Consider the following 26,473-nt stretch of genomic DNA (forward strand, 5'->3'; position numbering starts at 1 on the left):
TTTTGTTGTATATTGACACATTGCCTTGAAAGTTGTCTCGTCGGTCCCAGCTTTATGACCACAAATTCTTCACCTCAACTTTGGCTTTATGACACTACATTACGAGATGGCACTCAGCGCGAGGGGCTATCAGTATCGATAGAAGATAAGTTACGCATTGCTCGTAGACTCGATCAACTGGGAATTCCCTTTATTGAAGGCGGTTGGCCTGGTGCCAATCCCAAGGATGTACAATTTTTCTGGCAACTCCAAGAAGATCCGCTAAAACAAGCTGAAATTGTAGCTTTTTGTTCGACTCGCCGCCCCAATTCCACTGCCGCAACCGAACCGATGCTACAGGATATTTTGGCTGCGGGGACTCGCTGGGTAACGATTTTTGGTAAGTCTTGGGATTTACACGTTACAACAAGCCTCAAGACGACATTAGAAGAAAATTTGGCGATGATCCGCGATACGATTGAGTACCTCCGTTCTCAAGGGCGTCGCATTATCTACGATGCCGAACATTGGTTTGATGGCTACAAGCACAATCGAGATTATGCTTTACAGACATTAGAGGCTGCGATCGCATCTGGTGCTGAATGGTTAGTCCTTTGTGATACTAATGGTGGTACTTTACCTCATGAAATTAGCCAAATTGTTCAAGATGTCAGTAGTCATTTGTCATTAGTCATTTGTCAAGAACCAATGACCAAGGACGATGGACAAAGGACAATTCCTAAAATTGGAATTCACACTCATAACGATTCGGAAATGGCGGTTGCTAACGCTCTAGCCGCCGTGATGGCAGGGGCAAAGATGGTACAGGGGACAATTAATGGTTACGGTGAACGTTGCGGTAATGCTAACCTCTGTTCGTTAATTCCTAATTTACAATTGAAGCTGGGTTACAGTTGTATCACAGAAGACCAGCTAACACAACTTACAGAAGCTAGTCGTTTTGTGAGTGAGGTGGTCAACCTTGCGCCAGATGAACACGCTCCCTTTGTCGGACTTTCGGCTTTTGCCCATAAGGGCGGTATTCATGTATCAGCCGTGGAACGTAATCCTCTAACTTACGAGCATATTCAGCCGGAACAAGTGGGGAATCATCGCCGCATTGTGATTTCTGAACAGTCTGGACTTAGCAATGTTTTAGCCAAAGCCCGCAGTTTTGGCATTGACCTCGATCAACTGAAAGCTGAAGCCAAGCAAATTCTCCAGCGCCTCAAAGATTTGGAAAGCGAAGGATTTCAATTTGAAGCAGCAGAGGCTAGTTTTGCGCTGTTGATGCACGAAGCTTTAGGAGGTCGCCAGAAGTTTTTTGAAGTCAAAGGTTTTCAAGTCCACTGTGACTTGATTGAGGGGAAAGAAACTAGCAATGCCTTAGCCACGGTTAAACTCGCTGTTGATGGCAAAAATATCCTGGAGGCGGCGGAAGGTAACGGCCCCGTGGCAGCTTTGGATGCGGCTTTACGCAAGGCTTTGGTGAATTTTTATCCCCAAATAGCGACCTTTGATTTGACAGATTACAAAGTGCGGATTCTTAACGGACATACGGGTACTGCGGCGAAAACCCGTGTGTTGGTAGAGTCAGGCAATGGTCGTCAACGCTGGACTACAGTAGGGGTTTCCACCAATATTTTGGAGGCTTCTTATCAAGCGGTGGTGGAAGGCTTGGAATATGGTTTGTTGTTGCACTCCCAAGCAGAAGCGGCCGTGAAAGCTCCTACTTGATTAAAGTTACTATTTAGTGTAACGGAGGTTAAATGAGAACCTAGCTCTAGCTAGAGGTAATTCCAGGTTCTAAATTACCTCTAGCTAACGGCAAAAGAGCTTTGATATTATGCTTAGGCGGTTTGTTTAAACAACCTAAACTCTAACTAGTGCGATCGCTCACCTTATTTGCGACAGCAGCACGATAAAATTCTAAAACTATAATCGTAATAAAAGGTCTAAATGGCAGAAACACTATTTTTCAACGCCTTACGCGAAGCCATTGATGAAGAAATGGCGCGTGATTCCAGCGTATTCGTTCTCGGTGAAGATGTCGGACACTACGGCGGTTCCTATAAAGTTACCAAAGACCTGTACCAAAAATATGGCGAACTCCGCATTTTAGACACCCCCATTGCCGAAAATAGCTTTACTGGCATGGCAGTGGGAGCAGCAATGACAGGGTTACGTCCTATCATTGAAGGCATGAATATGGGCTTTTTACTGCTCGCCTTCAACCAAATATCCAACAACGCTGGGATGCTGCGCTATACTTCTGGCGGTAACTTTAAAATTCCGATGGTGATTCGTGGCCCTGGCGGTGTCGGACGACAGCTAGGCGCAGAACATTCCCAGCGACTAGAAACTTACTTCCAAGCTGTGCCAGGGTTGAAAATTGTTGCCTGCTCCACACCAAGAAACGCTAAAGGACTACTGAAATCCGCTATCCGCGATGATAACCCCGTGTTGTTCTTTGAACACGTTTTGCTCTACAACTTGAAAGAAGATTTACCAGAAGAAGAATATTTGCTACCCCTAGATAAAGCAGAAATGGTGCGTGAGGGTAAAGATGTAACCATTATTACTTACTCGCGGATGCGGCATCATGTGCTACAAGCAGTAAAAACTCTTGAGAAACAAGGATATGATCCAGAAGTTATCGATTTAATATCTCTCAAACCATTAGATTTTGATACGATTGGTGCCTCAGTACGTAAAACCCATAAAGTCATTGTTGTAGAAGAATCCATGCGAACTGCGGGTATTGGAGCAGAAGTTATTGCCTCAATAAACGATCGCTTATTCGATGAATTAGATGCGCCAGTACTGCGCCTGTCTTCCCAAGATATCCCCACACCTTACAACGGCAACCTGGAACGACTAACAATCATCCAACCAGAGCAAATCGTAGAAGCTGTAGAAAAAATGGTAGCGTTGCGAGTCTAGGGATTAGGGATTGGGAAGAAGGCAGAGGAGCAGGGGAGCAGGGGAGCAGTTGCAGTAAGTCTTTCTCCTCTGCCCCTCTGCCCCTCCGCACCTCTGCCTCTTTTCAATGCCCAATGCCCAATGCCCTAACTCTACAAAAGAGCGCTATTATAGCCTTTGTCAGTTGCGAGTTATGGTATGCAAAGACAGCGATCGCTATTAATTTTGATTTTAGTCCTGATAATCGCCGCAATTACGGTGATTGCCACAATTCCGATACCTCTTGGGCTGGACTTGCGCGGAGGCTCACAGCTCACAATTCAGGTGAAACCATCAGCAGATATTCCCCAAATCACCGAACGAGAATTGGAAGGTGTGAAGAAAGTTGTCGAAGGTCGGATTAATGGTCTGGGTGTTTCTGAGCCATTGATCCAAACAGTCGGTGCAGATAAAATACTGGTGCAACTACCAGGAGTCAATGATCCAGAGCAAGCCGAACGGGTACTAGGCGGTACGGCGCAGTTAGAATTTCGCACCCAAAAGCCGAATACAGAAACTCAATTGCTTGCTTTTCAAGCATCTAGAGGCGAATTGAAAGCCAAGCAAGAAGAGTTGAGAAAGAGTACAGACAAAGCAGCAATTGTCAAGAATCAAGAAGATTTACAAAAAAATAATCAAGCGATCGCAGAATTGTTTGAAAGCACCAAACCACCCCTAATTGGCAAATACCTCAAGGATGCCTATGGTGAACCCAGTCAAGGTAATAACTGGCATGTTGCCATTCGCTTCGACCAAGAGGGTGGTCAACTGTTTGCCGATTTGACCAAAAATCTTGCCGGTACTGGGCGTAGCATTGGTGTTTTTCTCGACAATGAACTAATCAGCGCTCCTACTGTGGGTATAGAATTTGCCGCCACTGGTATTACTGGTGGTTCTGCCATCATTACAGGACGCTTTACCGCACAACAAGCCAACGACTTAGGCGTGCAGCTACGTGGTGGTGCATTACCCGTACCAGTAGAAATTGCAGAAAGGCGGACAGTAGGGGCAACTTTAGGTAAAGATAGTATTCAAAGCAGTATTTATGCTGGAGTTGGTGGTCTAACTTTAGTATTAATATTCATGGTGTTTTATTATCGATTACCTGGACTGATTGCGGATGTGTCATTAGTAATTTACTCCCTGTTAACTTGGTCAACCTTTGCTTTATTGGGCGTCACCCTAACTTTGCCAGGAATTGCCGGTTTTATTCTTAGTATTGGGATGGCAGTTGATGCCAATGTGCTAATTTTTGAACGGACGCGGGAAGAATTGCGGGCTGGTAAATCCCTATATCGTTCTGTGGAATCTGGTTTTTACCGAGCCTTTTCTAGTATTTTAGATAGCAACGTCACTACATGGATTGCTTGTGCAGCACTATTTTGGTTGGGGTCTGGTTTAGTCAAAGGCTTTGCACTGACCTTAGCTTTGGGGGTAGCTGTGAGTATGTTTACTGCAATTACCTGTAGTCGGACATTGCTGTTTTTGGCAATTTCAATTCCTTCTTTACGGAAGACAGAACTTTTCTGTCCAAACCTGCCAGCGTCAAATAAGGCAGAGGTGGCTCGATGAAACTGAGTATAAACAAATCGCGATCGCTCTGGTGGATTATTTCTGCTGTTATCATTCTTGCTGGTATCATCTCAATGGTGATTTCTTGGCAACAGCCCAATATTCACGCACCCTTACGCCCCGGTTTAGACTTTATCGGTGGTACACGGTTACAATTTGTTCGAGATTGCAGCAAACCAGGTAATTGCGACAAACCAATTGATATCAACGCTGTCCGGGAAGTAGCAAAAGCGCAGGGGCTAGGTGATAGCAGCATCCAACTTATCTCCGAAAATGGGGCAGAAAATGGTGTATTAATTCGGTCAAAAGATTTAAGTGTCGATCAGCGCACTAAGTTACAAAATTCTTTAAGCCAACAGATTGGTGCTTTTGATCCGCAAAAAAACCAAATTGACTCCGTTGGCCCTACCTTAGGAAAAGAACTGTTGAGGTCTGGGCTATTAGCTCTGATAGTTTCCTTTATCGGTATTACTATCTATATGAGCTTCCGCTTCCAGTTAGATTATGCGGTGTTTGCGATCGTTGCCCTATTTCACGATATTTTGATTACGGTAGGGGCATTCTCGATTTTAGGTTTGGTAGCGGGTATTGAAGTAGATAGCCTTTTTATCGTCGCCTTACTTACCATTACAGGTTTCTCTGTCAACGATACAGTGGTAATTTACGATCGCATTCGGGAAACCATTAAAATCAATCCTGAACACCCGATTGCCGAAATTGTAGATGATGCGGTTAACCAAACCTTGACAAGATCAATCAACACGACCTTAACCGTGTTGCTAACATTATCTGCGATCTTTCTATTTGGCGGAGAAACACTGAGAAACTTCTCTTTAGCTTTGATTGTTGGCTTCACGATGGGAGCTTATTCAAGTATTTTCATCGCCAGTACTCTCCTTACTTGGTGGCGAGAAAGGGGTCAATCTCAAGTGGTAGAAAGCTTAGAATCGATTGATACATCTACCAGTTCCCAGGATAGTTAAACTTCTGTGCATTTCACAATCGGTTTACTGATTTTGAATTGCTTACCTATGCTTTGGAATTTTATTCCCCTATGGATCAACAGGAAGAACCATTAATTACTGGCCCAGACTTGGAAAAATCTGACCCATCTTTTAGTCAACAAGTACAAAGGCTACACCAATTGACAATATATGGCAGGTGGCTGTTTGTGGGTTTTTTCTGGCTCACCATTGCACCTGTTAGCTTGTGGGGTCTACGTACAGAAATTTCTCTGTGGCAACAATATTTTACCTGGGTAGCGGTGCGATATGGACTTTTCTATCATCCACTGTCTACCTTTGGCTTAACCTTTTGTATTGGAATGACTGCTGCTGTTTTAGTTTGGCAAAGTCGAAATATCTTATTCGGACTACCAGAACAGGAAAAACAACGTTTAGAAAAACAAGTTTATCGGATACGTCAGCAGGGGCCAACTCATCCTTTATGGAAGTGGGTTTGTCATTAAATATTGGGATAGATGATTAAACTTTCTTTCTCGTTGCATATATAGCAAGGGACTGGGGACTGGGGACTGAGTGAAAAGTCTTTTTGTGTCTAAGTTTTATCATCTTATTGATGTCCTAATCACCAAGACTTTTGCTATACATATACACGTACAGCATTTTCTAGCAAAATATGGCTTAAATATACAAAGATACTGCCAAAAGTGGATGCCATAATGAACGAGTCTCAGATTCAATTTAGCGATTGCAAGTCAGAAATTGACCTTTACCAACTCCAAGAACTGTTAAATGTTTCAGCTTTCTGGGCAAAAGGCCGCAGTATTGAAGATTTAGGTATAGCCATTGCTAACAGTGAGCCAGTGATTTTTGTCTGCGATCGCGATCAACTCATTGGCTTTGCTAGAGCAACATCTGATGGCATCTATCGCGCCACAATTTGGGATGTTGTGATTCATCCAGAGTATCAAAGTAGTGGGCTGGGAAGCAAGTTAGTAGAAACCGTTTTGAGTCATCCGCGCATGAGGTCGGTTGAGCGCGTTTACTTGATGACTACTTACCAGCAAGGTTTCTACAAAAAGATTGGTTTTCAACCTAATACCACTACTACGATGGTGTTACACAACCAACCTAACCTTGCTTTCGTTCCTGCTACAGAAGTTCACTTTCAGGAGTCACTAGGGGGATAGAGATTTGTAGTCTGCTAATCTCCTGATGTGGTTCCTTCGTAATAGTCGAGGGCAGAATTTCTAACTTACCTCCCATAACTTTCACTAGAGTTTGATTGATTAATAGCCTCATTCCTGGGGAAAGAGCAGCGTTTTCTTGGTCAATACCGGGTAGCTGATCTTCAGATTTAATTAAATCAATCGGTTCGCTCCAGGGTATGGCATGGGTTGGTACATCCAACCAAATGTTTACAAAATTACTTGTAGGCACTGTGCTGCTAGAAATACAGATGCTGCCTTCCTCCATTTGAGTAATGGCAGTGTCTATTAAACTTATCAATATTTGGCGGAGCCAGAGGTAATCTGCCAAAACATAAATTTCTGGGTCGGTGGGTAAAAATTGCAAGGAAAGATTGCGATTGGCCGCCAGCATATAAGTTAATTCATAAACTTCCTCCAAAAATTGGGCTAATGGTCTAGGCTGAATATCTAATTTATTAGTACCGTGTTCAGTTCTAGCAACGCTGAGAATTTCATCCATCAACTTGAGTAGCTTCAGCGTTCGCTCGTAAGCTTGGGCAATAAATTCTCGCTCTTCAGCCGGATCTTCACACAGATCCGACAAAATTAACTGGTGTAAACCTATCAAACCACTAACAGGCGATCGCAATTCATGGGTAGTCCGCGCCAGAAAACCACCTTTAAACTGGCTCATTTCCCTTGCCATAAGGTATGCCAGTTGCGTTTGCTGTAGCTGTTGCGATATTGGTGGCATATCTTGTTGATCTAATGGCGCTACTGGAGATGAGCTAGATAAAACATTAAGCGATGCCTGCTTTGGGCGTAGCCATCGCGCAAATAACTGACGGAAAATCATACTTAGTGCTATTCCTGCTCCTAGATATATCCAGTTGCTCCAATTCATAATTTGGCAATTATTAACTTGTTAATTGACCACAACAGCGCAAACTAAAGTTCCAGATTTCTCTGTTGTTAAAACCAGGAAGACAACATTATAACGACCTATATTTGGTTATCACTGGAAATATCTAACTTTATTGCACCTTGTCGCAAAATCTGCCAATTTATTCCTGTCCATTTAGCAACGGTGGAAGGTACACCCGCGCCTGATATTTCACCCTCGTATTCTAGAGTCAGAACCTTGGGAAACTGAACCTCAATTTCTGCCATCGTTTGCAAAGGCGGCTGGCCTGAAAAATTAGCGCTAGTAGTAGCAAGCGGGCCTGTTTGCGCCAAAATATTTTTAGTGATCGCACTATTTGGGACTCGAATACCAATTGTAGTTGGATCAGTAGGGTTCATGACTTTTGGCACGCGATCGCTTGCTGGTAAAACTAACGTCAGCCCTCCTGGCCAATATTTCTCTGCCAATTCTTGCCAAATCTTACACTCATTCTCACTACCTTTGACATATAACCACAAATCCTCAGCACTAGCCGCCATCAAAATCAAAGGTTTATCCTGACTGCGTTGTTTAGCCGTAAAAATTAATCCGGCTTTTTCTGGTATAGCTGCAAGTGCAGGTACTGTATCAGTGGGAAAACTCACCAAAAAGCCAGCGCGTGCGCCAGTTATTATGTCTGAGAGGGAAACTTGCGTCATTTTACTAAGTAAGTCAGCGAGAACAATTCAATATATATAGGAATCGTATTTGATTTTTGAAATTATCTCCGTGGGCGGGGAGTGGGGAGTAGGGAGTAGGGAATTAGGCTTTTAATTTGTACAGAGCTTTTTCAGAAATCAAACATTAGTCCTATACTTCTTGCATAAGTTAGGGAAAAGGGGAAAGGAAAGGACTCAAAATCTTTTCCCCCATTTTTGCATAAATATATTTATGCAAGATGTCTAATATTTATCAACCAGTAGCACAGTATTCAATTACTCGCTTAAATGTTGCCAGAGAGATGCGATGTGGGGTAATTCCAAATTACTGTTAAATCTAACTCTTTTTTGAGCAAATTCCCTAACTCTCTTGTTAAAACTGCCGCTACCATTGAGAATAGCAAGCAATTTTGATTTGAACAAAGGTTCTTTCTACTAATAGCACTTTTCCCTATGCGGTAGCTTAAAAATTACTTGCATACCAAGAAACCTGCTAAAACTAATTTTGCTAAAAAATAGTGTTATTTTGACTTTGAAGATTAATAAAAAACACCGTCAATTATTTTTATTATGTAAAGCAATCTTATTTGAAGTTTGAGCATCATAAAACAAGAGAAAGTAAATTTCTTCTTGAGCAAGGGAAACCCTAACTTCTATAAGCTAGGGCAAAGCGTTCAATTCCAGCTAAGTCCGCGTGAATTTGAATATTGCAATAGCTCCCTTGATTTTGTAAAAGCTCTCGCACTGTATCTGCCTGTCCAGCCATCATCTCAATCAGCCACACGCCACCAGGTTGCAAATAGCTAGGGGAGATTTCTATTAAATGGCGAATGCAATCTAAGCCATCACTACCACCATCCAAAGCTAGATGTGGTTCATGGTTAACTACTTCTGGTTGCAGAGTAGGTAAGGTATTAGTGGGGATGTAAGGGGGATTCGACACTATACCACTGAACTGACCTTTGAGAAATGTCAGTGGCTCCCACCAGGAACCTTGATAAAATTTAATCCGGTCAGCAAAACCTAAATTACGGGCGTTGGTTTGCGCGATCGCCAGAGCTTCTAAACTGTAATCAACAGCATGAATTGTTGCTGGCAAGACATCTGCTAATCCTAGTGCGATCGCTCCACTCCCAGTGCCTAAATCAGCCCAGTTTCCTGAAGCATTACTGGCAGATGCTAAAGCTAAATCAATTAATAATTCTGTCTCTGGTCTAGGAATCAAAACCGCACTTGACACTGCAATTTGAAAGTTACGCCAAGGTGTAACTCCGGCAATATACTGCACTGGTAGGCGGTCATTTAATCGCCTCTGCCACAAACGATCTAACTCTTGTAGAGGTAATTGCAGCTGAATTTGCGGCCAGTTTTTAAAGGATTCCAAACGCAGTGCCAAGCGGTCTAACCCAGCAACTTCTAAGAGCAGCCAATCTACCTCGGTAGGTGAGACATCAGTGGCTCCTGCTGCTTGGAGAGCAGTATTGCGCCACTGCCAAAGTTGTAAACCAGATATCAGATATTTCTCCCCCATGCCTCAACCTTGGAGTGCATAACCGTTATTTTTTTGGAGTAGCGGGTGCAGCAGCAGGCTTGGCAGCTGGAGATTGATTCGGTGCAAGCGAGCGAATAAAATTGATCGACTCCCGCGATGGATAGAGAACAATTTTATTGATACTAGGGTCGGTACTGCTATTTAGAGCTTCCATAACACCGTACAAATCCACCACCTGAATTTCAGTGTTAGCTCCTTCCTTTGGAACCGCTTTTTTGAATTCGTCTAACAGAGCCGTTGCTTGCTCTTTCTCAAAAAAGAAAGGGATATACCGCTCTTTGCCGTTGGGGAGGGGAATCGTCAAATAGCTATTATCTTTCTTAAATTTGGGTACAAATAGGGGAATACCATTAAATTGCTCCCCTTTTTTACCATTTTGATTCAGCATACTTGTTGCCGAAGCTACCTGTGCTTGCGACGGTACTAAAGTATAAATTACAGAGTCTGATTTCTTTTTGCTTTCTTGGACTATTTTATAGTAGTCTGCCAAGGACAAAGGTCTTACCTGTAGGGTGCTTGCCAACTGGGGGTTTTCTTTTTTGAGCCGATTGTCAAGGAATTTTTGAGCATCTTGCTTGCTAATAAAAAATCCCACTTGCGAGATTGGCTTAGATTCGTTCTTCCTCGAAAGTACTACGAATTCGCCTTTGGGATTGGTGAGCGTAAATACAGGTACTTCTTGGAGCTTTTTCACTACCTGATCTTGTGGTAATGCGATCGCCTCTTGATTGCCTATTCCTGAAAGCCCTGTTAAAAATACAGTCCCAGCTATACCCAATGTTGCGCCTAAGCGAATAAATGATTTCATGATTGCTCCTCGTATTAATAGTCCAATTAATTAAACAAACGGTTGGATGTTGCACAGCATCAACTAGCTTTAGTTATATAGCAATCTATTTCAATTGTGAAAAATTCATTGTGCGCGTTGAGATTGAGCATTAACCTCAACGGTCAAAATCCAATATTCCGCAACTATTTAGGGTTGCTATACTGGCGTTTTGAAAAATCGACTATGCGAAAGTTGTGTTTTTCTCGATTTCGTTTTGTTATTCACCACGAAATGCTGTAGATGCCTATTATTATGTATTTTCAAACAGTCAAAAGTCTCTCTGTATTCGATCTTGAATCTAATAAATGCCATTTTATCTGGCTTTCGCTAATATGGGGTGACGCTATTACTTAATCAATCGTTCCATACCGCTTACTTTAATATCTTCTCAAATCTATACAAAGCTTAGTGTTAGGAATATCTTACTGCTTAAAAGCGAAATTTGCTTGTTAGGCTTCAACACCTAACTCAACACTATAACAGCCAATTTGTTTTTATCGAAAAAAATTTATAATTTAATTGCATATCTTAAGAAGACAGCTTTAGACAATCCATCTGAACTGTTAAACAATTTAATTATTTCAAAAATCGGGATGACAGGATTTGAACCTGCGGCATCCTGCTCCCAAAGCAGGCGCGCTACCAAGCTGCGCTACATCCCGTTTAAACTTATCTGCTTTTTCTGGTTTGCTTTTATTTGATCAAAGCGATCGCGCTTTACCAAAAGCACTAAGATGAATATATCACATCAGACCGCTTATGCCTAATCTTTTTTATCATTTGCCAAAGACAAGATAAATTACATTTTTTACTGATAAAGGTTTTTTGCCGACTTAGTTTTACAAGATATATACTTGCGCCTTCGTCGGCAGAAAAAAGCAAAACCACATCAAAATAATAGATTTTCGCTATTTTACCTGATTTTTTTGTGTAAATCGGGTTTGATTTTGATTAAGCGCTAGTGAGGATACCAGAACATGCCTTTAATGCCTTCCGGATCAGCCATAAACCCCATAGTTCGGTAGAAATCTACAACATGGGGATCAGCAAAGAGAGTGACATTACTAATTTCTTCACTCCTAAGTTTTTTGAGAACGTATTTCATCAGTGCCTTGCCCAGTCCTTGACTTTGAAAGTCTGGGTGAACCACGACATCCCAAATAGTTGCATTAAATGCGTGATCTGAGGTAGCACGGGCAAAACCAATGAGCCGCTTTTGGTTTCCTCTCACCTGCCACATTGAGGCGACGAGAAAACTATGCTCAATAGCTTTTTTCACTTTTCTTAGAGGACGACGCGACCAACCAACTGCATCACAGAGTTCTTCTAGCTCGTAAAGGTCAATGTCTCGCTCCGTACTGAAGACGATGCGAGTTTCCTTTGAAGAAGCTTCGCTAAGGCTGCTGGAGTTGGAGTTGCCCGCAGCATCGGCTTTATATTCTTCAAAGGGGTTTGTCCTACTAGGTGCTACAGATTCAGGAGTACTAAACCAAGTTTTCCAAAAACCCATGCCAACGTGGTTCGGGTAGTATAACTGAATTGGTTTCCACTCTCAGGAGCGTTGATTCACGTCTAACATAGCTACCCCATTTACTACCTTTTACACTCAAATTTTTTCGGTTGTTTTCGGGATTTGCAATGGTAAGAGCCAGTTAGGACGTGTTTCACACCAATCATTTTCAACTTTAGCATTTTGTTGTAGAGGCTAGGAGAAATTCACCAAAAGGGTAAGGATATAAATACAGCAGTTTTCTTTTGCATGAAGTACGAAGCTGCGGGTTTTGAGGCAGGAGGTCTGAATATGTGATGCGTAAGCCTTGCATTTTGTACCTAGCTTAAAAAGCAAACTGCTGTAATTCAAAATTCAAAATGGAAAAACCTAATCCTGGCAATTGCTCGTATAGAGTTTAAATGCACGTTAGCTTAGGAGTGAATTGCATACAAAAAATTGAGTATTTAAAAAAATTCTTCCCCAGTCCCCAGTCCCCAACAGCCCCTAGTCCCCAAGTGATGAAAGCAAGCGAGTCTTACCCTTAACAATGGCTTCTGGTTTAAAATCTTCGACACTGGAACTCCTAAAACGCTTCAACCGAGCGTTTCCTCAGTTTTATGAGCAATTCGTCAGCAGTGAGATTCAACTGCAAAATTTGCGGCTAGCCTACCGTCTCTATAAAACTAGACGCGCTGTTATTGAACTGAAACCTGAAGGTAGCAAAAGCGCCCTGCATTTTGCCTATCGTAACCAGTCTTTTCTTCTCAGCGATATTTTTGGTGTACTAGCAGCTTATGGGTTGACTATTCACGGTCTGAGTCTATACGGTCAGATCCGGCCGCCAATGTTAGTTTTTATTAAATTGTTGGTATCTCGTGGTAGTAAAGCCTTAACCGAGAAAACCGCAGAAAATGTCTGTCGTGCTATTCGTGAAGCTTTAGGAGGTCGGTTTGAGGTAGAAGAGATGCTGGCAGTAGAATTTAATCTTGATACTGGCTTAGAGCAGGTACAAACTGAGTTCTATGTTGATCCGGTCTTTCATCTCCCTGCCCTAATGATTGAAGCCGATAATCAACCAGGATTATTCTACAAAGTGATGTACGCCATCTGGCAAGAAGATTTGCTGGTAGTCAATGCAAATTTACTAGTTTGGCGCGGACGTACACGGCTAATTCTTTACTTGTTGGGGCCGAATGAAAGTCTTATTCCTGAATATCTAGGTCATAAAATTGCTGAAGGGGTGCGACAGAGGTTGCTGGATAAATGAAAAAGTTATGAGTTAAGAGTTAGGAATTAGGAGTTATGAGTTATGAGTTAAAAATTAACAACTCCTGTACAGACGCGATTAATCGTGTCTCTATTTCTAAATTTTCACACTCCGTATTTAGTCGCACCCGCCCTTAAGGTTACGATATAAGTATGGCAACTATCGAAATCTTGGGCGTTCCACACGCATACGAGCTAACGGCTCCCACTTCCTGTCCCGATGCTTTAGTATTTATCCACGGTTGGCTCAATAGCCGTGGATATTGGCAACCTGTGATTTCCCGCCTATCAGATGATTTGCAGTGCCTTTCCTATGATTTGCGGGGTTTTGGTGAATCCCAATCTCAGGTGAAAACTGATTTTAGTCGGGCAGAAATGTCTTTGAGCCTAACGCCCATCTCCAGTAATGCGCTTGGCTCAACAATCGATTCTCTTTATACTCCTGTTGCCTATGCTCAGGATTTAGCAATTCTCCTGAAACAGCTGAATATTAAGAGTGCTTGGCTCATTGGTCACTCTTTGGGAGGTACGATCGCTCTTTGGGGAGCAGATCAAATACCTGAGTGTGTTAAGGGAGTGATCTGTATCAACGCTGGCGGTGGTATTTACCTCAAAGAAGCCTTTGAGCAGTTTCGCTCGGCGGGTCAGAAATTTTTGCAAGTTCGCCCGCGCTGGCTATCCCAAGTGCCTTTGATTGATTTGCTGTTTACCAGAGCCAGTGTCGCTCGTCCTTTGGGTCGCCATTGGGCACGTCAACGGGTAATAGATTTTGTTGTGGCTGACCCAGAAGCGGCTCTGGGAAGTCTGTTAGACTCTACAACCGAAGAAGAAATCAATCGTTTACCTGAACTAGTATCCCAATTGAAGCAGCCAGTTTATTTTTTGGCTGGTGCTGAAGATAAGGTTATGGAACCTAAGTATGTACGCCATTTAGCTAGCTTTCACAGACTGTTCCAATATTGTGGTGACAATGTTCTAGAAATTCCTGATTGTGGACACCTAGCTATGTTGGAACAGCCGGATGCTGTAGCTGAACATATTCGAGCGATAGTCAATAGTTATAGGGTATAGGGCATGGGGCATTAGAGCAAACAGAAAGTTCTTCCTCCAAATGACTAATGACCAATGACTAATGACTAATGACTACTTAATAGGTTGATATAACTTCATCACCTGGGTAAGGGCTAACCTAGACTCAACACCTAGTGTGAGAGAGGATGTATGACCACGAGATAGATGTTCGGCGGCGGCACAGCCAATCATGGCGGCGTTATCGGTACAGAATTTTAGAGGTGGGAATAGGACGCGTAGGTTATGTTCAACGGCGGCGGCTTGGAGGTTTTTTCTTAAGCCGCTATTGGCTGCAACACCGCCACCAATTGCAATTGTGTCTAGACCATAGTCTAGGGCACAGGCGATCGCTCTTTTGGTTAGCGATCGCGCTACGGTTTCCTGAAAGCTAGCTGCTACATCTGCCACTGGTACTTGTCCACCATCTTTCTCTAACTGTTGCACTAAACGCAATACAGCCGTTTTTAATCCACTAAAACTCGCATCATAACGATGGAATCCCCCACCAGGTAAAGAAACTTTTCCTTCTGGTAGAGCAAAGGCTTGGGGATTCCCCTGTTGTGCCAACTTGTCAATTATTGGGCCACCCGGATAACCCAGCTTTAATAATCGGGCCACTTTATCAAAAGCTTCACCCGCAGCATCATCACGAGTTTGTCCTAGCATTTCGTAAATACCACAATCTTTGACAAAAATCAAGCTTGTATGTCCGCCAGAAACTAATAAACTCAAGAAAGGGGGGTTTAAACTTGGTTCGCTCAAATAAGTTGCGTAAATGTGACCTTCAAGGTGATGAACTCCCAAAAATGGTTTGTTGTGTACCATTGCCAGGGTTTTGGCAGCAGTTAACCCTACCAACAACGCTCCTACGAGTCCAGGGGCAGAAGTGGCAGCAATTGCGTCAATTTTTTCCCAGTCTAGTTGGGCTTGCTCTAAGGCTTGAGCGATCGCAACATTTATCGTTTCCAAGTGTTCACGAGACGCTACTTCTGGCACTACCCCGCCATACTGCTGATGGACTAGTATTTGCGAGGCTACAATACTGCTGCAAACTTTACGATTGTTAACAATTGCGACTGCTGTTTCATCACAACTGGTTTCTATTGCTAAAACGGTTGTCATTGGGAGTGGGGAGTAGGGAGTGGGGAGTAGGGAGTTCCAAGTTATGAGTTATGAGTTTTGAGTAGCACAAACAAAATCTTACTTGTTTACTACCGTACAAGGAAAATTCTTATACTCAAGACTCCATAACTACCCTACTACAATCAATTATTATCCTCAGACTCTCCATTTTCCACTCCCTGCTCCCCATTCGCCACTCATTTTGGTTGAGAAGCTTTAACTTTTATTTACTTAAACTTTACTCGGTTCCCACCCAAGAGTATGATGACTTCCTAGTTATGCAAATAAACACTGTACAAGCCGCTTCGTTTTGTACATAAAACTTTTTGTTTTGTAGTAAAAGGAAACAACTCTATGCGACGATTGTTTGCTTTGATTTTAGCGATTTGTCTTTGGTTCAATTTTGCCTCCCCAGCAAAAGCTTTAGGGGCTAATTTGACACCGTGTAGTGACAATCCCGCTTTTCAACAGCTAGCTGCTAATGCCCGTAATACCACTGCCGATCCCCAATCTGGGAGAAAGCGGTTTGAGCGTTATTCTCAAGAGCTATGTGGGCCTGAGGGTTATCCTCACTTGATCGTTGATGGCCGTCTAGATCATGCTGGTGACTTTTTGATCCCCAGCATTCTGTTTCTATATATTGCTGGTTGGATTGGCTGGGTAGGTCGTGCCTATCTGCAAGCGGTCAAAAAAGACCCGAACCCTGAACAAAAAGAAATCCAAATCGATATTGGTTTGGCACTACCGATAATAGCGTCAGGCTTTACTTGGCCAGTAGCAGCAATCCAAGAGTTGTTATCTAACAAATTGGCAGCTAAGGATACAGAAATCCCCATTTCTCCACGCTAAATCATCTTAACTAATTCATTTGTTTTGGAGACTAAATTCATGGCAGACAATAACAACCAATCATCTTATTTGGTTAAGTTTATTACTACAGCGCCAGTGGCAGCTACGATATGGCTGTTCATCACAGCCGGTATCTTGATTGAGTTCAATCGCTTTTTCCCCGATCTACTTTTCCACCCACTGCCATAAGTGGAGAATTGGATTTGGGACAGTTGAATGAATGTCTTAATTTTTTGCCTAATATTATGTAGTGGATGTATTCTGCCTAAATAGCCGGAATTATCACGAAGATACGCAGCAAAAATAGTTTTTTGAAACTCGTGATTCTGTTTACAGATAACGAGTTTCACTGTTTTTAAAGTAGCTAAATTAATTTTTCTAAACTTATTACGCAAAAAACATCTTTAGCGACAATTATTATTAATATAAAAATGCCACCATTTTAAATTTAGAGGCGAACATAAAATATGGCACAAGCAGTAGATGCATCAAAGAATTCCCCCAGCGATCCGAGAAATCGGGAAGTTGTTTTTCCTGCATTCCGCAATCAACAAATCGGTAATCTAGAAACCCCGATTAATTCTTCTCCCTTAAGCAAGTGGTTCATTAATAACTTGCCAGCTTATCGTCCTGGTATAACTCCTTCCAGACGTGGGCTAGAAGTTGGTATGGCTCATGGTTACTGGATATTTGGCCCCTTTGCCAAATTGGGCCCACTGCGGGATACAGCTAATGCAAACTTAGCTGGATTATTGGCAGCTATTGGCTTGATTGTTCTTCTAACTGCGGGACTATCCCTGTATGCGAATAGCAATCCTCCGAAAGCACTTGCTAGTGTTACTGTACCCAATCCTCCAGTAGATGCTTTTAACTCTAAAGAAAGCTGGAACAATTTTGCCAGTTCTTTCTTAATTGGTGGTATTGGTGGTGCAGTAGTTGCTTACTTTTTGACTAGCAATTTGGGAGTAATTCAAGGTTTATTTGGTTAATTTAGAAATGAGGAGTTAGGGGTTTAAATTCCTAACTCCTCTACAGACGCGATTAATCGCGTCTCTCCTAACTTATTTAAACAAAACCGTTTCAATGTCATTTAAAGCAGTTTCAAAATCGTCATTAACGACTTGAATATCAAATTCATCTGCGGCTTGAATTTCTTCTTGGGCGCGGAGTAGGCGACGGGCGATCGCTTCTTCAGAGTCGTGGGCGCGATCGCGTATCCGTTTTTCTAATTCATCAAAAGAAGGCGGTAAAATAAAAATGCTCAGGGCACTGGGGAAGGAAGCACGAATTTGTCTTGCTCCTTTTAGCTCAATTTCTAGCACTACAAACTTGCCAAAATGAATTTGGTTAAGTACAGCTTCACGGGGAGTGCCATAATAGTTCCCAGCAAATTCTGCCCATTCCAAAAATTCACCTTCAGCAAGTAATTGTTCAAACTTACTGCGGCTGATAAAGTAATAATCTTTGCCATCGATTTCTCCTGGACGAGGAGAACGAGTAGTTACGGATACAGAATAATAAAGTTCTGGATGACGTTTTAGAAGCGATCGCATTAAAGTGCCTTTACCGACCCCACTGGGGCCAGTTAAGACAATCAACCTGCCTAAATGTAAGCGTTCTTCGGTAGTAGCAATACTCTGGATGGGTAAAACTGGCATCATCCCCTCAATCTGTGAATCAATCAATAGATATTATTCATTAGTTTTATGTTCCTGGCCAAGTCCACTACTAACGCTTTGCGTAATTCGTAAAGGTTTTAGACATTTCAAGCGGGTGGTTTATTTGCGCCGCACTGTACTAGTGACTAAAGAATTTGTAGCAAGGGTGACATAAAACTTGTCTAATTCACATGGTACTACCGATACGGTGCAAATAAAAGTGAGATTGTTAATCCACACTTAATCAATTATCTACAGTTTGATGCTCGCGGGAAATCACAAAGCGATTTGCTACCGTTTCCGGCTGAATTGCCGACAGAATTACGTGGCTGGAATCGGTAATAATTACAGCCCTAGTCCGCCGACCGTAAGTTGCATCAACCAGTTGACCCCTGTCCCGTGCATCGGTAATAATCCGCTTAATCGGGGCAGACTCTGGACTGACAATGGCAACTACTCGATTGGCAGACACGATGTTACCAAAACCGATATTAATTAACTGAATCTCCATAAAAAACTGACGCCAAACGCGGTTTGAGAAGCTTAAAGTAAACTTATTTACATGTTATCGCCAAAAAACAGGAGTCACAACGATTAAATTCAAGCCAGCCTTCGTTTTTAAATAATGTCTGCTTTTTTTTCACTATTTATCAGCTATTTTTCCTCAAAATCCTCCCATAGATACAGGCGTAATTACACTGATACAAGCTAGTTGGGTGGTGTACTTTATCAATAAATAAATGGTGGTAAATAATCCACATCTAAAATTTGCTCAATGCTATAAAGGCAAGTTTGTGGAAAACAATTCAATCCACTTTTCTTTTTGTGATAATCCTATTCAGAAATAATTTGAGCGAGTATTTTAGACATTATTTAATATTCTCCTAATTTACGAAGATTTGGAATTAGGTTTTAGGGCAATAAAGTTCAGTTAAATACCAAATCCAATGCAAGAGACGTTGCAATTGCTAGTCTCTACATACCTAAAATCAATACCAAAAATCTTTAACCCAAGCGTATTGATTTATGGGGTTCTTTCCCCTGCTCCCTGCCCCTTTTCTTCTTCAATGACGTACACTTCCAGCTTGACAATCGCGTAACCAAGTTTTTATTCCTTGGGCAATATTGCCGTTACTACTATCGCGTGGCGGAGATAGTGGCTGCTGTGCTGAATAGGAACCAGTTTGAGAAAACATCATTACTAAACGCCAACCAATTTTAGTTTTAGTCAACAATAGCCAGTGGAATTCCTGCAATTCTACCGCTTTCTTTCCTATGTACTGCCGTTCTAAGGTAGTAAAGAAAACTTGCTCAATTCCTGATGCTGAACTTTTAGAAGCGTCTGCACTATATTCTTCAAGGTTAAGGGGCAAAGGAATAAACTCAGGTCTTCCTGCTACTAGCATATAACTGTAAACATCACTGCTTCTGCTGAGACGGCGGGCGCGTTGACTAGCACGATTAGTATAACTAGGTAAATCTTGCAGTAGCTGTATAGTTAATGTTTCTAAATTTTGCTCAGAACATAAAGACTTCACCCTACCGTTGACATTTTCCTTTTCTGCTAGCGCAGAAGGTTTAAGGGTGAGGTTTATCGAGAAGGCTGGGTAAGCAAGGCTATTTGATACTAAAACCCAGAAGCCACAAGCTAAAAGCAAACTATAATTTTTCTTTTTGAGCGAAGAGATAAAATTCTTCTCCCCTCCACCCTGCACCTTATTCCCCGGCTTCTTACTAACTTTTAGCTTCATGCCACCGTGGTTAACTCCTCAGAAATCCTTTTCCAGGCTAACTGCGGCTCGGTAGCAGTAGTAATGGGACGCCCAATCACGAGATAATCTGCACCAGCAATAATTGCTTGTGCTGGAGTGAGCGATCGCTTTTGATCGCCAATATCAGCCCAAGTTGGTCTAACCCCCGGACAAACAAGCAAAAAGTCATTTCCACAAGTTTGTCGTAGCTGTGCCACCTCTTGAGGCGAGCAAACTACCCCATCCAAACCAGATTCCTGAGCCAGCAGGGCCATTTCTAGAGCATATTCTGGCAATTCTAGGGGTATTTTTAAATCAAATGCCAACTGCCTAGCAGAAATGCTCGTTAGCAGGGTAATCGCAATTAATTTTGGTGGTTGTATACCTGCTTTTACAGCCCCTTCCTGTGCCGCCTCAGTTGCAGCTTTCAGGGCATCTCTACCAGCAGTAGCATGAATTGTCAGTAAATCCACTCCGTATGTAGCTGCACTCCGGCAAGCACCAGCAACGGTATTGGGGATATCATCAAACTTTAAATCCAAGAAAATGCGCTTTTGCCGAGACTTTAACACTTCCAGAATTCTCGGGCCAGTACTGGTAAATAATTCTAAACCGACTTTCCAAAAACCGACTTGCGGTAGCTGATCTATAAGAGCGATCGCACTTTGTTCATCCGGCACATCCAAAGCCACAATAACTCGTTGTTCTACCTGTTCCCTATTCCCCATTCCCTACTCCCCACTGCCCATTTAAGGCACTAAACGCACAAACTTATTTTTCCCAACTTGTAAAACCTTACCTTGTAACTGAGCGGGTTCAGCAAAAGTAGTATCAACATCGGTAATGCGATCGCCATCTAAACGCACTCCACCTTCTTGAATTTTCCGCTTTCCTTCACCCGTACTTTTGCATAAGCCAGTGACATTGAGAATATAGGCTAACTTAGCGGGGAACTGCGATACCTCAGCTAGAGAGAATTCTGGAACAGCACCTTCCTTTCCGCCACTTTGGGCAGCTTCTTGCGCCTCTTTAGCTGCTTGTTTGCCGTGGTACTGTTTGACAACTTCATAAGCTAAAAGTGTTTGGCGATCGCGGGGATTTTCTGGCAGATTATCCAAAGGTAAATCTGTCAGCAGTTCAAAATATTGTTCTAGCAGATGATCGGGAACTCCTTGTAACTTCTGATATTTTTGCCCCGGATGTTCTGATAAGCCAATATAATTGCCTAAAGACTTAGACATTTTTTGCACCCCATCCGTGCCAATCAAAATCGGCAGCAGCATCCCAAACTGTGGCTTTTGACCAAAGTGGCGTTGCAAATCTCTGCCCACAGCAATGTTAAATTTTTGATCAGTACCTCCCAATTCCACATCTGCCTCAACAGCAACGGAATCAAAACCTTGCATTAACGGGTACAGGAACTCATGGATAAAAATTGGATTCTCTTTTTTATAGCGATCGGCAAATCCTTCCTTAGCTAACATCTGCCCTACCGTCATCGTGGAGAGTAACTCCAAAATTTTCTCTAAGTTGAGTTTAGAGAGCCATTCGGAGTTATAGCGCACTTCTAACCTTCCTGGTGTGTCAAAATCCAAGATAGGACGTACTTGGTCAAGATAAGTCTGAGCATTTTGGGCTACATCTGCTTCTGTAAGCTGACGGCGCACTTCAGATTTACCTGTCGGATCGCCAATACGTGCGGTAAAATCGCCAATAATCAGAACTGCTATATGTCCTGCATCTTGAAACGCTCGCAGTTTCCGTACTGGTATGCTATGACCAAGATGAATATCGGTACCTGTGGGATCAATGCCCAATTTGATCCTCAAAGGTTGGTTTGTAGTTACCAAGCGCTTTTCTAGAGTTTCACTGTTAACATCAGTTGGTTGTGGGAAAACTTCTACCACACCACGACGCAGCCAAGCTAAATCTTGCGTCATACTAGAAAATCCACTGTTAGCTATGTTTTGCACACCAGAAGTTAAGTTGGTTATAAACACTTGCAATTTATCCGCTTTCTCATCTGCCAAACTACTATAATTGCAAAAAATTAACCGCCTTGCTTCGTCCAATCAATTATCAATTACAGTTAAATTTACAAGTGAGGAAGTGAAATCGCCGTGTCGTCTTCTAGAACTTTTGAAGATAAGCAGCCACAACGTCAGGCTTCATCAGGTTTTGAGTTTTTGAAAGGAGTCGGTCAGGTAGCTGGCGGTACTCTCCTCTCAATGACCATGCTGGCAAGTTCCATTGTAGCCGGAGGACTGGTTGGCTTAGCCATTAGTTTCCGCAATTTGCCAGATGTGAGACAGCTACGTAACTTTTTTCCCTCAGAAACAACTTACATCTATGACGTTAAAGGTAAACTTTTAACCAGTATCCACGGAGAAGCCAACCGGGAAGTCGTGCCCCTGGATAGAATTTCCCCGAACTTAAAACGGGCAGTATTAGCAAGTGAAGATAGTCACTTCTACGATCACCACGGTATTAACCCCACTGGTGTTGGTCGGGCTATAGTAGTTAACGCTGTAGCAGGTGGAGTCAAAGAGGGTGGCTCTACTGTTACTATGCAATTGGTAAAAAACCTATTTTTGTCTCAAAAGCGTGCCTTTACCCGCAAGTTAGCCGAGGCGGTGCTGGCAATTCGGTTAGAACAAATTCTTACCAAAGACCAAATTTTAGAAATGTACCTCAATCAAGTTTATTGGGGTCATAACAATTATGGTGTACAAACGGCAGCTCGCAGTTACTTTAATAAGTCAGCAGAATATTTAACCTTGGGTGAATCAGCAATGATGGCGGGTTTGATCCAAGCACCAGAAGAATTCAGTCCGTTTGTGAGCATGAAGCTGGCCAAACAGAAACAAAAAGAAGTGCTAGGACGGATGCTGGAGTTGAACTGGATCAACCAGTCAGAGTATGACAATGCCCTCAAACAAGAAATCAAACTTGGTAAAATCAAATCCTTTCAAGGTAGTGCCCTACCTTATGTAACCAATACTGTAGCGCAGGAGTTGGCTAAAAAGTTTGGGCGTGAGACACTACTTAAAGGCGGGATGCGGGTACAAACTACGGTTGACGCCAACTTCCAAATTATGGCAGAAGAAACCGTTAGTAAGTGGCATAAAACCCTTCTGGAGCAAGGATTATCTAAAAATCAAATGGCTCTGGTGTCAATAGATCCGCGCACACATTTTATTAAAGCATTGGTGGGTGGGATAGATCCTAAAACCAGTGAATTCAATCGTGCAACTCAAGCTCAACGCCAGCCAGGATCTTCTTTTAAACCGTTTGTATATTATACTGCTTTTGCTACTGGTAAATATGGGCCAGACACAACAGTAGTAGATGCTCCAGTTAGTTATCGAGATGGTAACGGTTGGTACTTTCCCAGAAATTATGATAATAGTTTTAGGGGAGCGATGCCAATCCGCACAGCTTTAGCCCAATCGCGTAACATTCCCGTGATCAAGATTGGTAAGGCTGTGGGCATGAATAGAGTCATAGAAACCTGCCGTACCTTGGGCATTATGAGTCCAATGGAACCTGTGTCTTCTTTGCCTCTCGGTGCAATTGGTGTCACACCTTTGGAAATGGCTAGTGCTTACGCTACCTTTGCTAATTATGGTTGGCAATCTCCACCAACTGTAATTGCCCGTGTCACCGATAGTAGTGGTAACGTGTTGCTAGACAATACCCCTAAACCACAGCTAGTTCTCGATCCTTGGGCTTCAGCAGCAATTATCGATGTGATGCGATCGGTAATTTCTGAAGGTACAGGTAAAGGGGCTGCTATCGGTCGCCCAGCCGCAGGTAAGACGGGAACAACATCATCAGAAAAAGATATTTGGTTTGTTGGCACTGTACCACAACTAACAACTGCTGTTTGGGTGGGGAGAGATGACAACAGACAATTAGCTGACCATGCAACAGGTGGTGTTATGGTTGCTCCCATCTGGAAAGATTTTATGGAGAAGGCACTGAAGAACACACCAGTAGAAAACTTTAAGCCACCTTCCCAGTTTCCTCGTCCCAAGTCAAATTAAAGTTAAGAGTGATAAGTTATGAGTTATGAGTTTATCGAGAACTCCTAACTCTTAACTACTAACTTTTTTTAGGCTTGTTTTTCTAGCTCGGCTTTCATCCGTTCTAAAGTGAGGTGCATTTGGTCAAACATTTGTTGTGGGGTGACACCAAACTGACCTAATTGTGTTTTCAGTTGTTCTACTGTCATTTGTGCCATGAAATCTTCTGATAGCTCGAAGCGCTTCATAAAGATGCGATACCGATCCATCATGGCTTCCATTTGCTCAATAAATAGCTTTTTGCCATCGCGGTCAAATTTGCCGTAGTTATTACCAAGCTTGATTAGTGCTTGATAATCCTCAAACAGCTGTTTTGCTTCTTGCTGAATTATCTCAGAATCGAAGAATCCCATATTGCTTATATTAAACTGAGTGTCCAGACTCAGGAGCTTAATAGTTTTACTTCTATTATTATTTTAGTCTAGGAGAGTAATCTAGTAACAATGCTTCGGTTTTAGTACGGTTTGTTACCGAAATTTCACCACTTGACTTGAGAACCTTTCTTTTGACTAAACCGATTTAATAAAGCCGCAATACTTATAGCTGTAGCCATTGATTTGGGATTGGTGTTTTTACCAGATTGAATTTTCATTTCGGGAGCGTATTTCAAAGCTAGTGAATTTTGCGGGTTCAGTTTTAATGCTTGATGGATGTAAACCCTGGCCATGCCGAGAAATTTTTGTTTGAAATGTACCAAACCTAATAAGGCATAATAGTCGCTGTTATTTGGCTCTAATTTGATGGCATCGCGCAATTCTTGCACGGCTAAGGGCCACTTGGCTAGCTTGACGTACTCAATAGCTCGCTGGTAGTGACGTTGAGCGTATGTCACAACTGGTTTGACACTAGTTTTTTCATTTAATGTCAATTCAACTGGCTTAACTTCTACCTCAGAAACGATGCTAAGAGGTTTTTGTGTTGATTGTAGGTCTGGTTTATGTAACCGTAAGTATACTAAATTTAGTGTATTAATTTGTTGCGTCACCCGATAAAACTGATCTAATGATTTGTATTGATCTTCTGCATAGGTGGCGATCGCTTCTTCGTAAAACAATTCTGCTTGGGGTGTAGACATTTCCATAATTTTCTGAGCTACGGCACTTTGAGAAGACAAAGGCTTCTGTTCTAAATCAAATGCAAGCGATCGCAGCATAGCGATCGCCATCAAGCGCTTCTGTGGATGTTTCAGTTGTTCATAAGCTGGATTGATTAAATGGCTAAATATTGCCGTTGCTAATTCTTGGTCTGGATTGCAGTTTTTGGTATGGCGATCGGGATGTAGTAGTTTCGCTAAAGTGTGATAGCGTTTTAAAACCTGGCGATCGTTAGCAATTACAGAAATTCCTAGCACAGCGTAAGGATCACAAAGCTGTTCAAGCCATTTTGGCGGTAGGAAGGTCTGTGACATAGTAGTAATTAAGCTGTTAAAAACTTAAAATTAGCATCAAAGCTCAATGCACAGTCATGTGAAACTTACTCAAATTTCTGCAAATACTAAATTATGTCTGGGACTTCCTATCTAAAAGTCTCAAGGACAAGACAGGGTAGTTGACTGCTGATTGTAGGAACTATGGTATTGGTATATTTATTAAAAATATGTTGACTAAGCGCAAAAGTCGAAGTGTTGCTGCTGTTTTAGCTTTTTCTGGCACACTTGCACCAATTTCAGGATTACATAAATTCTATCTGGGACAGAGGTTATGGGGCGTTTTGTATGTGTTGCTTTCATGGACACCGATCCCCAAGGTAGCTAGTGCCATTGAGGGAGTTTGGTATTTAGCTCAAGATGAAGAAATTTTTGATCGTAATTTTAATCTAGGCAAGTCAGCAACAAGAAACTCACAAAAAGTGAGTAATCAGGTAGGAGCGATCGCTGACGCAATGCGGGAATTAGATGCTCTGCGCCAGGATGGGTTAATTTCAGAGTATGAATTTGAGCAAAAGCGCCGCCAATTGCTAGACCAGATTTCTTGAGGTAAGCGACAATCATGAATAATTGGCTACCTTTGAATCCCAGACTGCAAAAACTTCGGGCCAAGCTCCTCAACGATCCTTACTATCGCCTACAATCTGGAGAAGAAATTCAGCTAGCGGCTAAATTAGGTATCCGCATTGATGCTAATCAAGCGACTGTAGATGATTGGTTACGCTTACCAGGTTTGTCAATTCACCAAGCGCGATCGCTTGTAGAACTTTCGCGTTCGGGTGTTAAATTTTACTGTATTGAAGATATTGCTGCGGCTTTGGCTGTACCAGCGCCGCGTTTGGAACCATTAAAGCCTCTGCTGAATTTTATTTACTATGACCACGAATCTTTAGAAAGTCCAGCCCATTTAATCAACCCAAATACAGCAACAGTTGAAAATTTAGCCCAAATTCCATTTATAGATTTGTCTCTAGCGCAAGCAGTGATTCAAAATCGGCAATCAGCCGGGCCTTACCGTAACCTGGCTGATTTCCAACGACGTTTGGAGTTAACTGGTGATGCGATCGCTCAACTGATGTATTATTTAAGGTTTTAAGTTAGAAGTT

At 42.3% G+C, this 26,473-nt stretch carries 27 protein-coding genes and 1 tRNA gene; 14 read left to right on the top strand and 14 right to left on the bottom strand.

All coding sequences use genetic code 11. From position 1 onward, the window contains the following. Positions 1–54: 54 nt before the first annotated feature. The 6 genes from cimA to RMZ43_RS28880 all read left to right on the top strand — a co-directional run bounded on the left by cimA (position 55) and on the right by RMZ43_RS28880 (position 6,664). Positions 55–1,716: a citramalate synthase gene (cimA, locus tag RMZ43_RS28855; RefSeq protein ID WP_322648559.1), complete on the top strand. Its 1,662-nt coding sequence runs from the start codon at positions 55–57 to the stop codon at positions 1,714–1,716. Positions 1,717–1,938: 222 nt separating this feature from the next. Further along, a complete protein-coding gene (locus RMZ43_RS28860) occupies positions 1,939–2,922 on the top strand; it encodes an alpha-ketoacid dehydrogenase subunit beta (RefSeq protein WP_190892814.1) in 984 nt (327 codons plus the stop codon). Positions 2,923–3,099: 177 nt separating this feature from the next. Then, positions 3,100–4,512, top strand: a complete 1,413-nt coding sequence (gene secD / locus RMZ43_RS28865) for a protein translocase subunit SecD (RefSeq protein WP_322653732.1) — start codon at positions 3,100–3,102, stop codon at positions 4,510–4,512. Continuing rightward, positions 4,509–5,495 carry a protein translocase subunit SecF gene (gene secF, locus RMZ43_RS28870; RefSeq protein ID WP_322648560.1) on the top strand — a complete coding sequence of 329 codons (987 nt, stop codon included), beginning with the start codon at positions 4,509–4,511 and terminating at the stop codon, positions 5,493–5,495. The genes secD and secF overlap by 4 nt, the downstream gene beginning before the upstream one ends. Before the next feature lie 71 nt (positions 5,496–5,566). Then, a complete protein-coding gene (locus RMZ43_RS28875) occupies positions 5,567–5,980 on the top strand; it encodes a hypothetical protein (protein ID WP_322653701.1) in 414 nt (137 codons plus the stop codon). A 213-nt stretch (positions 5,981–6,193) separates the two neighbouring features. Then, the gene (locus RMZ43_RS28880) at positions 6,194–6,664 is read left to right on the top strand and encodes a GNAT family N-acetyltransferase (RefSeq protein ID WP_322653700.1); all 471 of its coding nucleotides are present in this window, start codon (positions 6,194–6,196) and stop codon (positions 6,662–6,664) included. On the opposite strand, the gene RMZ43_RS28885 is transcribed toward RMZ43_RS28880, so the two are convergent. The 6 genes from RMZ43_RS28885 to RMZ43_RS28910 form a co-directional block, all read right to left on the bottom strand. Further along, on the bottom strand, positions 6,627–7,568 hold the full coding sequence (locus RMZ43_RS28885) for a sensor histidine kinase (protein ID WP_322653699.1): 942 nt from the start codon (positions 7,566–7,568) through the stop codon (positions 6,627–6,629). The two genes, RMZ43_RS28880 and RMZ43_RS28885, sit on opposite strands and share 38 nt — an antisense overlap. A gap of 98 nt (positions 7,569–7,666) precedes the next feature. Then, the gene (locus tag RMZ43_RS28890) at positions 7,667–8,266 is read right to left on the bottom strand and encodes an L-threonylcarbamoyladenylate synthase (protein ID WP_322648564.1); all 600 of its coding nucleotides are present in this window, start codon (positions 8,264–8,266) and stop codon (positions 7,667–7,669) included. A 646-nt stretch (positions 8,267–8,912) separates the two neighbouring features. Next, complete coding sequence (gene prmC, locus RMZ43_RS28895; RefSeq protein WP_322653698.1) at positions 8,913–9,797, bottom strand: peptide chain release factor N(5)-glutamine methyltransferase; 885 nt, start codon at positions 9,795–9,797, stop codon at positions 8,913–8,915. 25 nt (positions 9,798–9,822) lie between these two features. After that, positions 9,823–10,626, bottom strand: a complete 804-nt coding sequence (locus RMZ43_RS28900; RefSeq protein WP_322653697.1) for a Tic22 family protein — start codon at positions 10,624–10,626, stop codon at positions 9,823–9,825. A 609-nt stretch (positions 10,627–11,235) separates the two neighbouring features. Continuing rightward, positions 11,236–11,309, bottom strand: a tRNA-Pro gene (locus RMZ43_RS28905). A 296-nt stretch (positions 11,310–11,605) separates the two neighbouring features. Continuing rightward, the gene (locus RMZ43_RS28910; RefSeq protein WP_322653696.1) at positions 11,606–12,157 is read right to left on the bottom strand and encodes a GNAT family N-acetyltransferase; all 552 of its coding nucleotides are present in this window, start codon (positions 12,155–12,157) and stop codon (positions 11,606–11,608) included. A 529-nt stretch (positions 12,158–12,686) separates the two neighbouring features. On the opposite strand from RMZ43_RS28910, the gene RMZ43_RS28915 reads away from it, so the two are divergent. Beyond that, the gene (locus RMZ43_RS28915; RefSeq protein WP_100899857.1) at positions 12,687–13,406 is read left to right on the top strand and encodes a hypothetical protein; all 720 of its coding nucleotides are present in this window, start codon (positions 12,687–12,689) and stop codon (positions 13,404–13,406) included. A 152-nt stretch (positions 13,407–13,558) separates the two neighbouring features. After that, entirely contained in the window at positions 13,559–14,476 is a 918-nt protein-coding gene (locus RMZ43_RS28920) for an alpha/beta fold hydrolase (protein ID WP_322648567.1), read from the top strand. Between the two features lie 72 nt (positions 14,477–14,548). On the opposite strand, the gene tsaD is transcribed toward RMZ43_RS28920, so the two are convergent. Continuing rightward, entirely contained in the window at positions 14,549–15,598 is a 1,050-nt protein-coding gene (tsaD, locus tag RMZ43_RS28925) for a tRNA (adenosine(37)-N6)-threonylcarbamoyltransferase complex transferase subunit TsaD (RefSeq protein ID WP_322653695.1), read from the bottom strand. A 354-nt stretch (positions 15,599–15,952) separates the two neighbouring features. Here tsaD and RMZ43_RS28930 point away from each other — a divergent pair, with 354 nt between their 5' ends. The 3 genes from RMZ43_RS28930 (at position 15,953) to RMZ43_RS28940 (ending at position 17,436) form a co-directional block, all read left to right on the top strand. Beyond that, positions 15,953–16,447 (top strand): Photosystem I reaction center subunit III, encoded by a 495-nt coding sequence (locus tag RMZ43_RS28930; protein ID WP_322648569.1) that lies wholly within the window; start codon positions 15,953–15,955, stop codon positions 16,445–16,447. Positions 16,448–16,486: 39 nt separating this feature from the next. Then, positions 16,487–16,636 carry a photosystem I reaction center subunit IX gene (gene psaJ, locus RMZ43_RS28935; protein WP_322648570.1) on the top strand — a complete coding sequence of 50 codons (150 nt, stop codon included), beginning with the start codon at positions 16,487–16,489 and terminating at the stop codon, positions 16,634–16,636. 278 nt (positions 16,637–16,914) lie between these two features. Then, complete coding sequence (locus RMZ43_RS28940; RefSeq protein WP_322648571.1) at positions 16,915–17,436, top strand: photosystem I reaction center protein subunit XI; 522 nt, start codon at positions 16,915–16,917, stop codon at positions 17,434–17,436. 72 nt (positions 17,437–17,508) lie between these two features. On the opposite strand, the gene gmk is transcribed toward RMZ43_RS28940, so the two are convergent. The 5 genes from gmk to tyrS form a co-directional block, all read right to left on the bottom strand. Beyond that, on the bottom strand, positions 17,509–18,108 hold the full coding sequence (gene gmk / locus RMZ43_RS28945; RefSeq protein WP_322653731.1) for a guanylate kinase: 600 nt from the start codon (positions 18,106–18,108) through the stop codon (positions 17,509–17,511). Positions 18,109–18,349: 241 nt separating this feature from the next. Continuing rightward, positions 18,350–18,616 (bottom strand): extracellular matrix/biofilm regulator RemA, encoded by a 267-nt coding sequence (gene remA / locus RMZ43_RS28950; protein WP_109011161.1) that lies wholly within the window; start codon positions 18,614–18,616, stop codon positions 18,350–18,352. 553 nt (positions 18,617–19,169) lie between these two features. Then, positions 19,170–19,856 (bottom strand): hypothetical protein, encoded by a 687-nt coding sequence (locus RMZ43_RS28955; RefSeq protein WP_322653694.1) that lies wholly within the window; start codon positions 19,854–19,856, stop codon positions 19,170–19,172. Continuing rightward, positions 19,853–20,584: an orotidine-5'-phosphate decarboxylase gene (pyrF, locus tag RMZ43_RS28960; RefSeq protein WP_322653693.1), complete on the bottom strand. Its 732-nt coding sequence runs from the start codon at positions 20,582–20,584 to the stop codon at positions 19,853–19,855. Before pyrF ends, RMZ43_RS28955 begins: the two co-directional genes overlap by 4 nt. Before the next feature lie 21 nt (positions 20,585–20,605). Next, positions 20,606–21,796, bottom strand: a complete 1,191-nt coding sequence (gene tyrS, locus RMZ43_RS28965) for a tyrosine--tRNA ligase (RefSeq protein WP_322653730.1) — start codon at positions 21,794–21,796, stop codon at positions 20,606–20,608. 180 nt (positions 21,797–21,976) lie between these two features. Between tyrS and RMZ43_RS28970 the strand changes: the two genes are divergently transcribed. Beyond that, complete coding sequence (locus tag RMZ43_RS28970) at positions 21,977–23,902, top strand: transglycosylase domain-containing protein (protein ID WP_322648574.1); 1,926 nt, start codon at positions 21,977–21,979, stop codon at positions 23,900–23,902. A 68-nt stretch (positions 23,903–23,970) separates the two neighbouring features. Here RMZ43_RS28970 and RMZ43_RS28975 read toward each other — a convergent pair whose 3' ends face one another. Together RMZ43_RS28975 and RMZ43_RS28980 are read right to left on the bottom strand one after the other, a co-directional pair. Then, positions 23,971–24,294, bottom strand: coding sequence for a DUF1825 family protein (locus tag RMZ43_RS28975; protein ID WP_109011164.1), 324 nt, complete (start codon positions 24,292–24,294; stop codon positions 23,971–23,973). Positions 24,295–24,419: 125 nt separating this feature from the next. Further along, positions 24,420–25,349 (bottom strand): J domain-containing protein, encoded by a 930-nt coding sequence (locus RMZ43_RS28980; protein ID WP_322653692.1) that lies wholly within the window; start codon positions 25,347–25,349, stop codon positions 24,420–24,422. A 188-nt stretch (positions 25,350–25,537) separates the two neighbouring features. Between RMZ43_RS28980 and RMZ43_RS28985 the strand changes: the two genes are divergently transcribed. Further along, a complete protein-coding gene (locus RMZ43_RS28985; protein ID WP_322653691.1) occupies positions 25,538–25,915 on the top strand; it encodes an SHOCT domain-containing protein in 378 nt (125 codons plus the stop codon). A 14-nt stretch (positions 25,916–25,929) separates the two neighbouring features. Next, positions 25,930–26,463 carry a ComEA family DNA-binding protein gene (locus tag RMZ43_RS28990; protein WP_322653690.1) on the top strand — a complete coding sequence of 178 codons (534 nt, stop codon included), beginning with the start codon at positions 25,930–25,932 and terminating at the stop codon, positions 26,461–26,463. Positions 26,464–26,473 lie beyond the last annotated feature (10 nt).

The organism is Nostoc sp. CmiVER01 (assembly GCF_034531135.2).
Taxonomy (GTDB): Bacteria; Cyanobacteriota; Cyanobacteriia; order Cyanobacteriales; family Nostocaceae; genus Nostoc.

Bases quoted from the DNA above. Each gene is read 5' to 3' on its own strand.
- cimA (WP_322648559.1), top strand. From the start codon at position 55: ATGACCACAAATTCTTCACCTCAACTTTGGCTTTATGACACTACATTA.
- RMZ43_RS28860 (WP_190892814.1), top strand. From the start codon at position 1,939: ATGGCAGAAACACTATTTTTCAACGCCTTACGCGAAGCCATTGATGAA.
- secD (WP_322653732.1), top strand. From the start codon at position 3,100: ATGCAAAGACAGCGATCGCTATTAATTTTGATTTTAGTCCTGATAATC.
- secF (WP_322648560.1), top strand. From the start codon at position 4,509: ATGAAACTGAGTATAAACAAATCGCGATCGCTCTGGTGGATTATTTCT.
- RMZ43_RS28875 (WP_322653701.1), top strand. From the start codon at position 5,567: ATGGATCAACAGGAAGAACCATTAATTACTGGCCCAGACTTGGAAAAA.
- RMZ43_RS28880 (WP_322653700.1), top strand. From the start codon at position 6,194: ATGAACGAGTCTCAGATTCAATTTAGCGATTGCAAGTCAGAAATTGAC.
- RMZ43_RS28885 (WP_322653699.1), bottom strand. From the start codon at position 7,568: ATGAATTGGAGCAACTGGATATATCTAGGAGCAGGAATAGCACTAAGT.
- RMZ43_RS28890 (WP_322648564.1), bottom strand. From the start codon at position 8,266: ATGACGCAAGTTTCCCTCTCAGACATAATAACTGGCGCACGCGCTGGC.
- prmC (WP_322653698.1), bottom strand. From the start codon at position 9,797: ATGGGGGAGAAATATCTGATATCTGGTTTACAACTTTGGCAGTGGCGC.
- RMZ43_RS28900 (WP_322653697.1), bottom strand. From the start codon at position 10,626: ATGAAATCATTTATTCGCTTAGGCGCAACATTGGGTATAGCTGGGACT.
- RMZ43_RS28910 (WP_322653696.1), bottom strand. From the start codon at position 12,157: ATGGGTTTTTGGAAAACTTGGTTTAGTACTCCTGAATCTGTAGCACCT.
- RMZ43_RS28915 (WP_100899857.1), top strand. From the start codon at position 12,687: ATGGCTTCTGGTTTAAAATCTTCGACACTGGAACTCCTAAAACGCTTC.
- RMZ43_RS28920 (WP_322648567.1), top strand. From the start codon at position 13,559: ATGGCAACTATCGAAATCTTGGGCGTTCCACACGCATACGAGCTAACG.
- tsaD (WP_322653695.1), bottom strand. From the start codon at position 15,598: ATGACAACCGTTTTAGCAATAGAAACCAGTTGTGATGAAACAGCAGTC.
- RMZ43_RS28930 (WP_322648569.1), top strand. From the start codon at position 15,953: ATGCGACGATTGTTTGCTTTGATTTTAGCGATTTGTCTTTGGTTCAAT.
- psaJ (WP_322648570.1), top strand. From the start codon at position 16,487: ATGGCAGACAATAACAACCAATCATCTTATTTGGTTAAGTTTATTACT.
- RMZ43_RS28940 (WP_322648571.1), top strand. From the start codon at position 16,915: ATGGCACAAGCAGTAGATGCATCAAAGAATTCCCCCAGCGATCCGAGA.
- gmk (WP_322653731.1), bottom strand. From the start codon at position 18,108: ATGATGCCAGTTTTACCCATCCAGAGTATTGCTACTACCGAAGAACGC.
- remA (WP_109011161.1), bottom strand. From the start codon at position 18,616: ATGGAGATTCAGTTAATTAATATCGGTTTTGGTAACATCGTGTCTGCC.
- RMZ43_RS28955 (WP_322653694.1), bottom strand. From the start codon at position 19,856: ATGAAGCTAAAAGTTAGTAAGAAGCCGGGGAATAAGGTGCAGGGTGGA.
- pyrF (WP_322653693.1), bottom strand. From the start codon at position 20,584: ATGGGGAATAGGGAACAGGTAGAACAACGAGTTATTGTGGCTTTGGAT.
- tyrS (WP_322653730.1), bottom strand. From the start codon at position 21,796: ATGACGCAAGATTTAGCTTGGCTGCGTCGTGGTGTGGTAGAAGTTTTC.
- RMZ43_RS28975 (WP_109011164.1), bottom strand. From the start codon at position 24,294: ATGGGATTCTTCGATTCTGAGATAATTCAGCAAGAAGCAAAACAGCTG.
- RMZ43_RS28980 (WP_322653692.1), bottom strand. From the start codon at position 25,349: ATGTCACAGACCTTCCTACCGCCAAAATGGCTTGAACAGCTTTGTGAT.
- RMZ43_RS28985 (WP_322653691.1), top strand. From the start codon at position 25,538: ATGTTGACTAAGCGCAAAAGTCGAAGTGTTGCTGCTGTTTTAGCTTTT.
- RMZ43_RS28990 (WP_322653690.1), top strand. From the start codon at position 25,930: ATGAATAATTGGCTACCTTTGAATCCCAGACTGCAAAAACTTCGGGCC.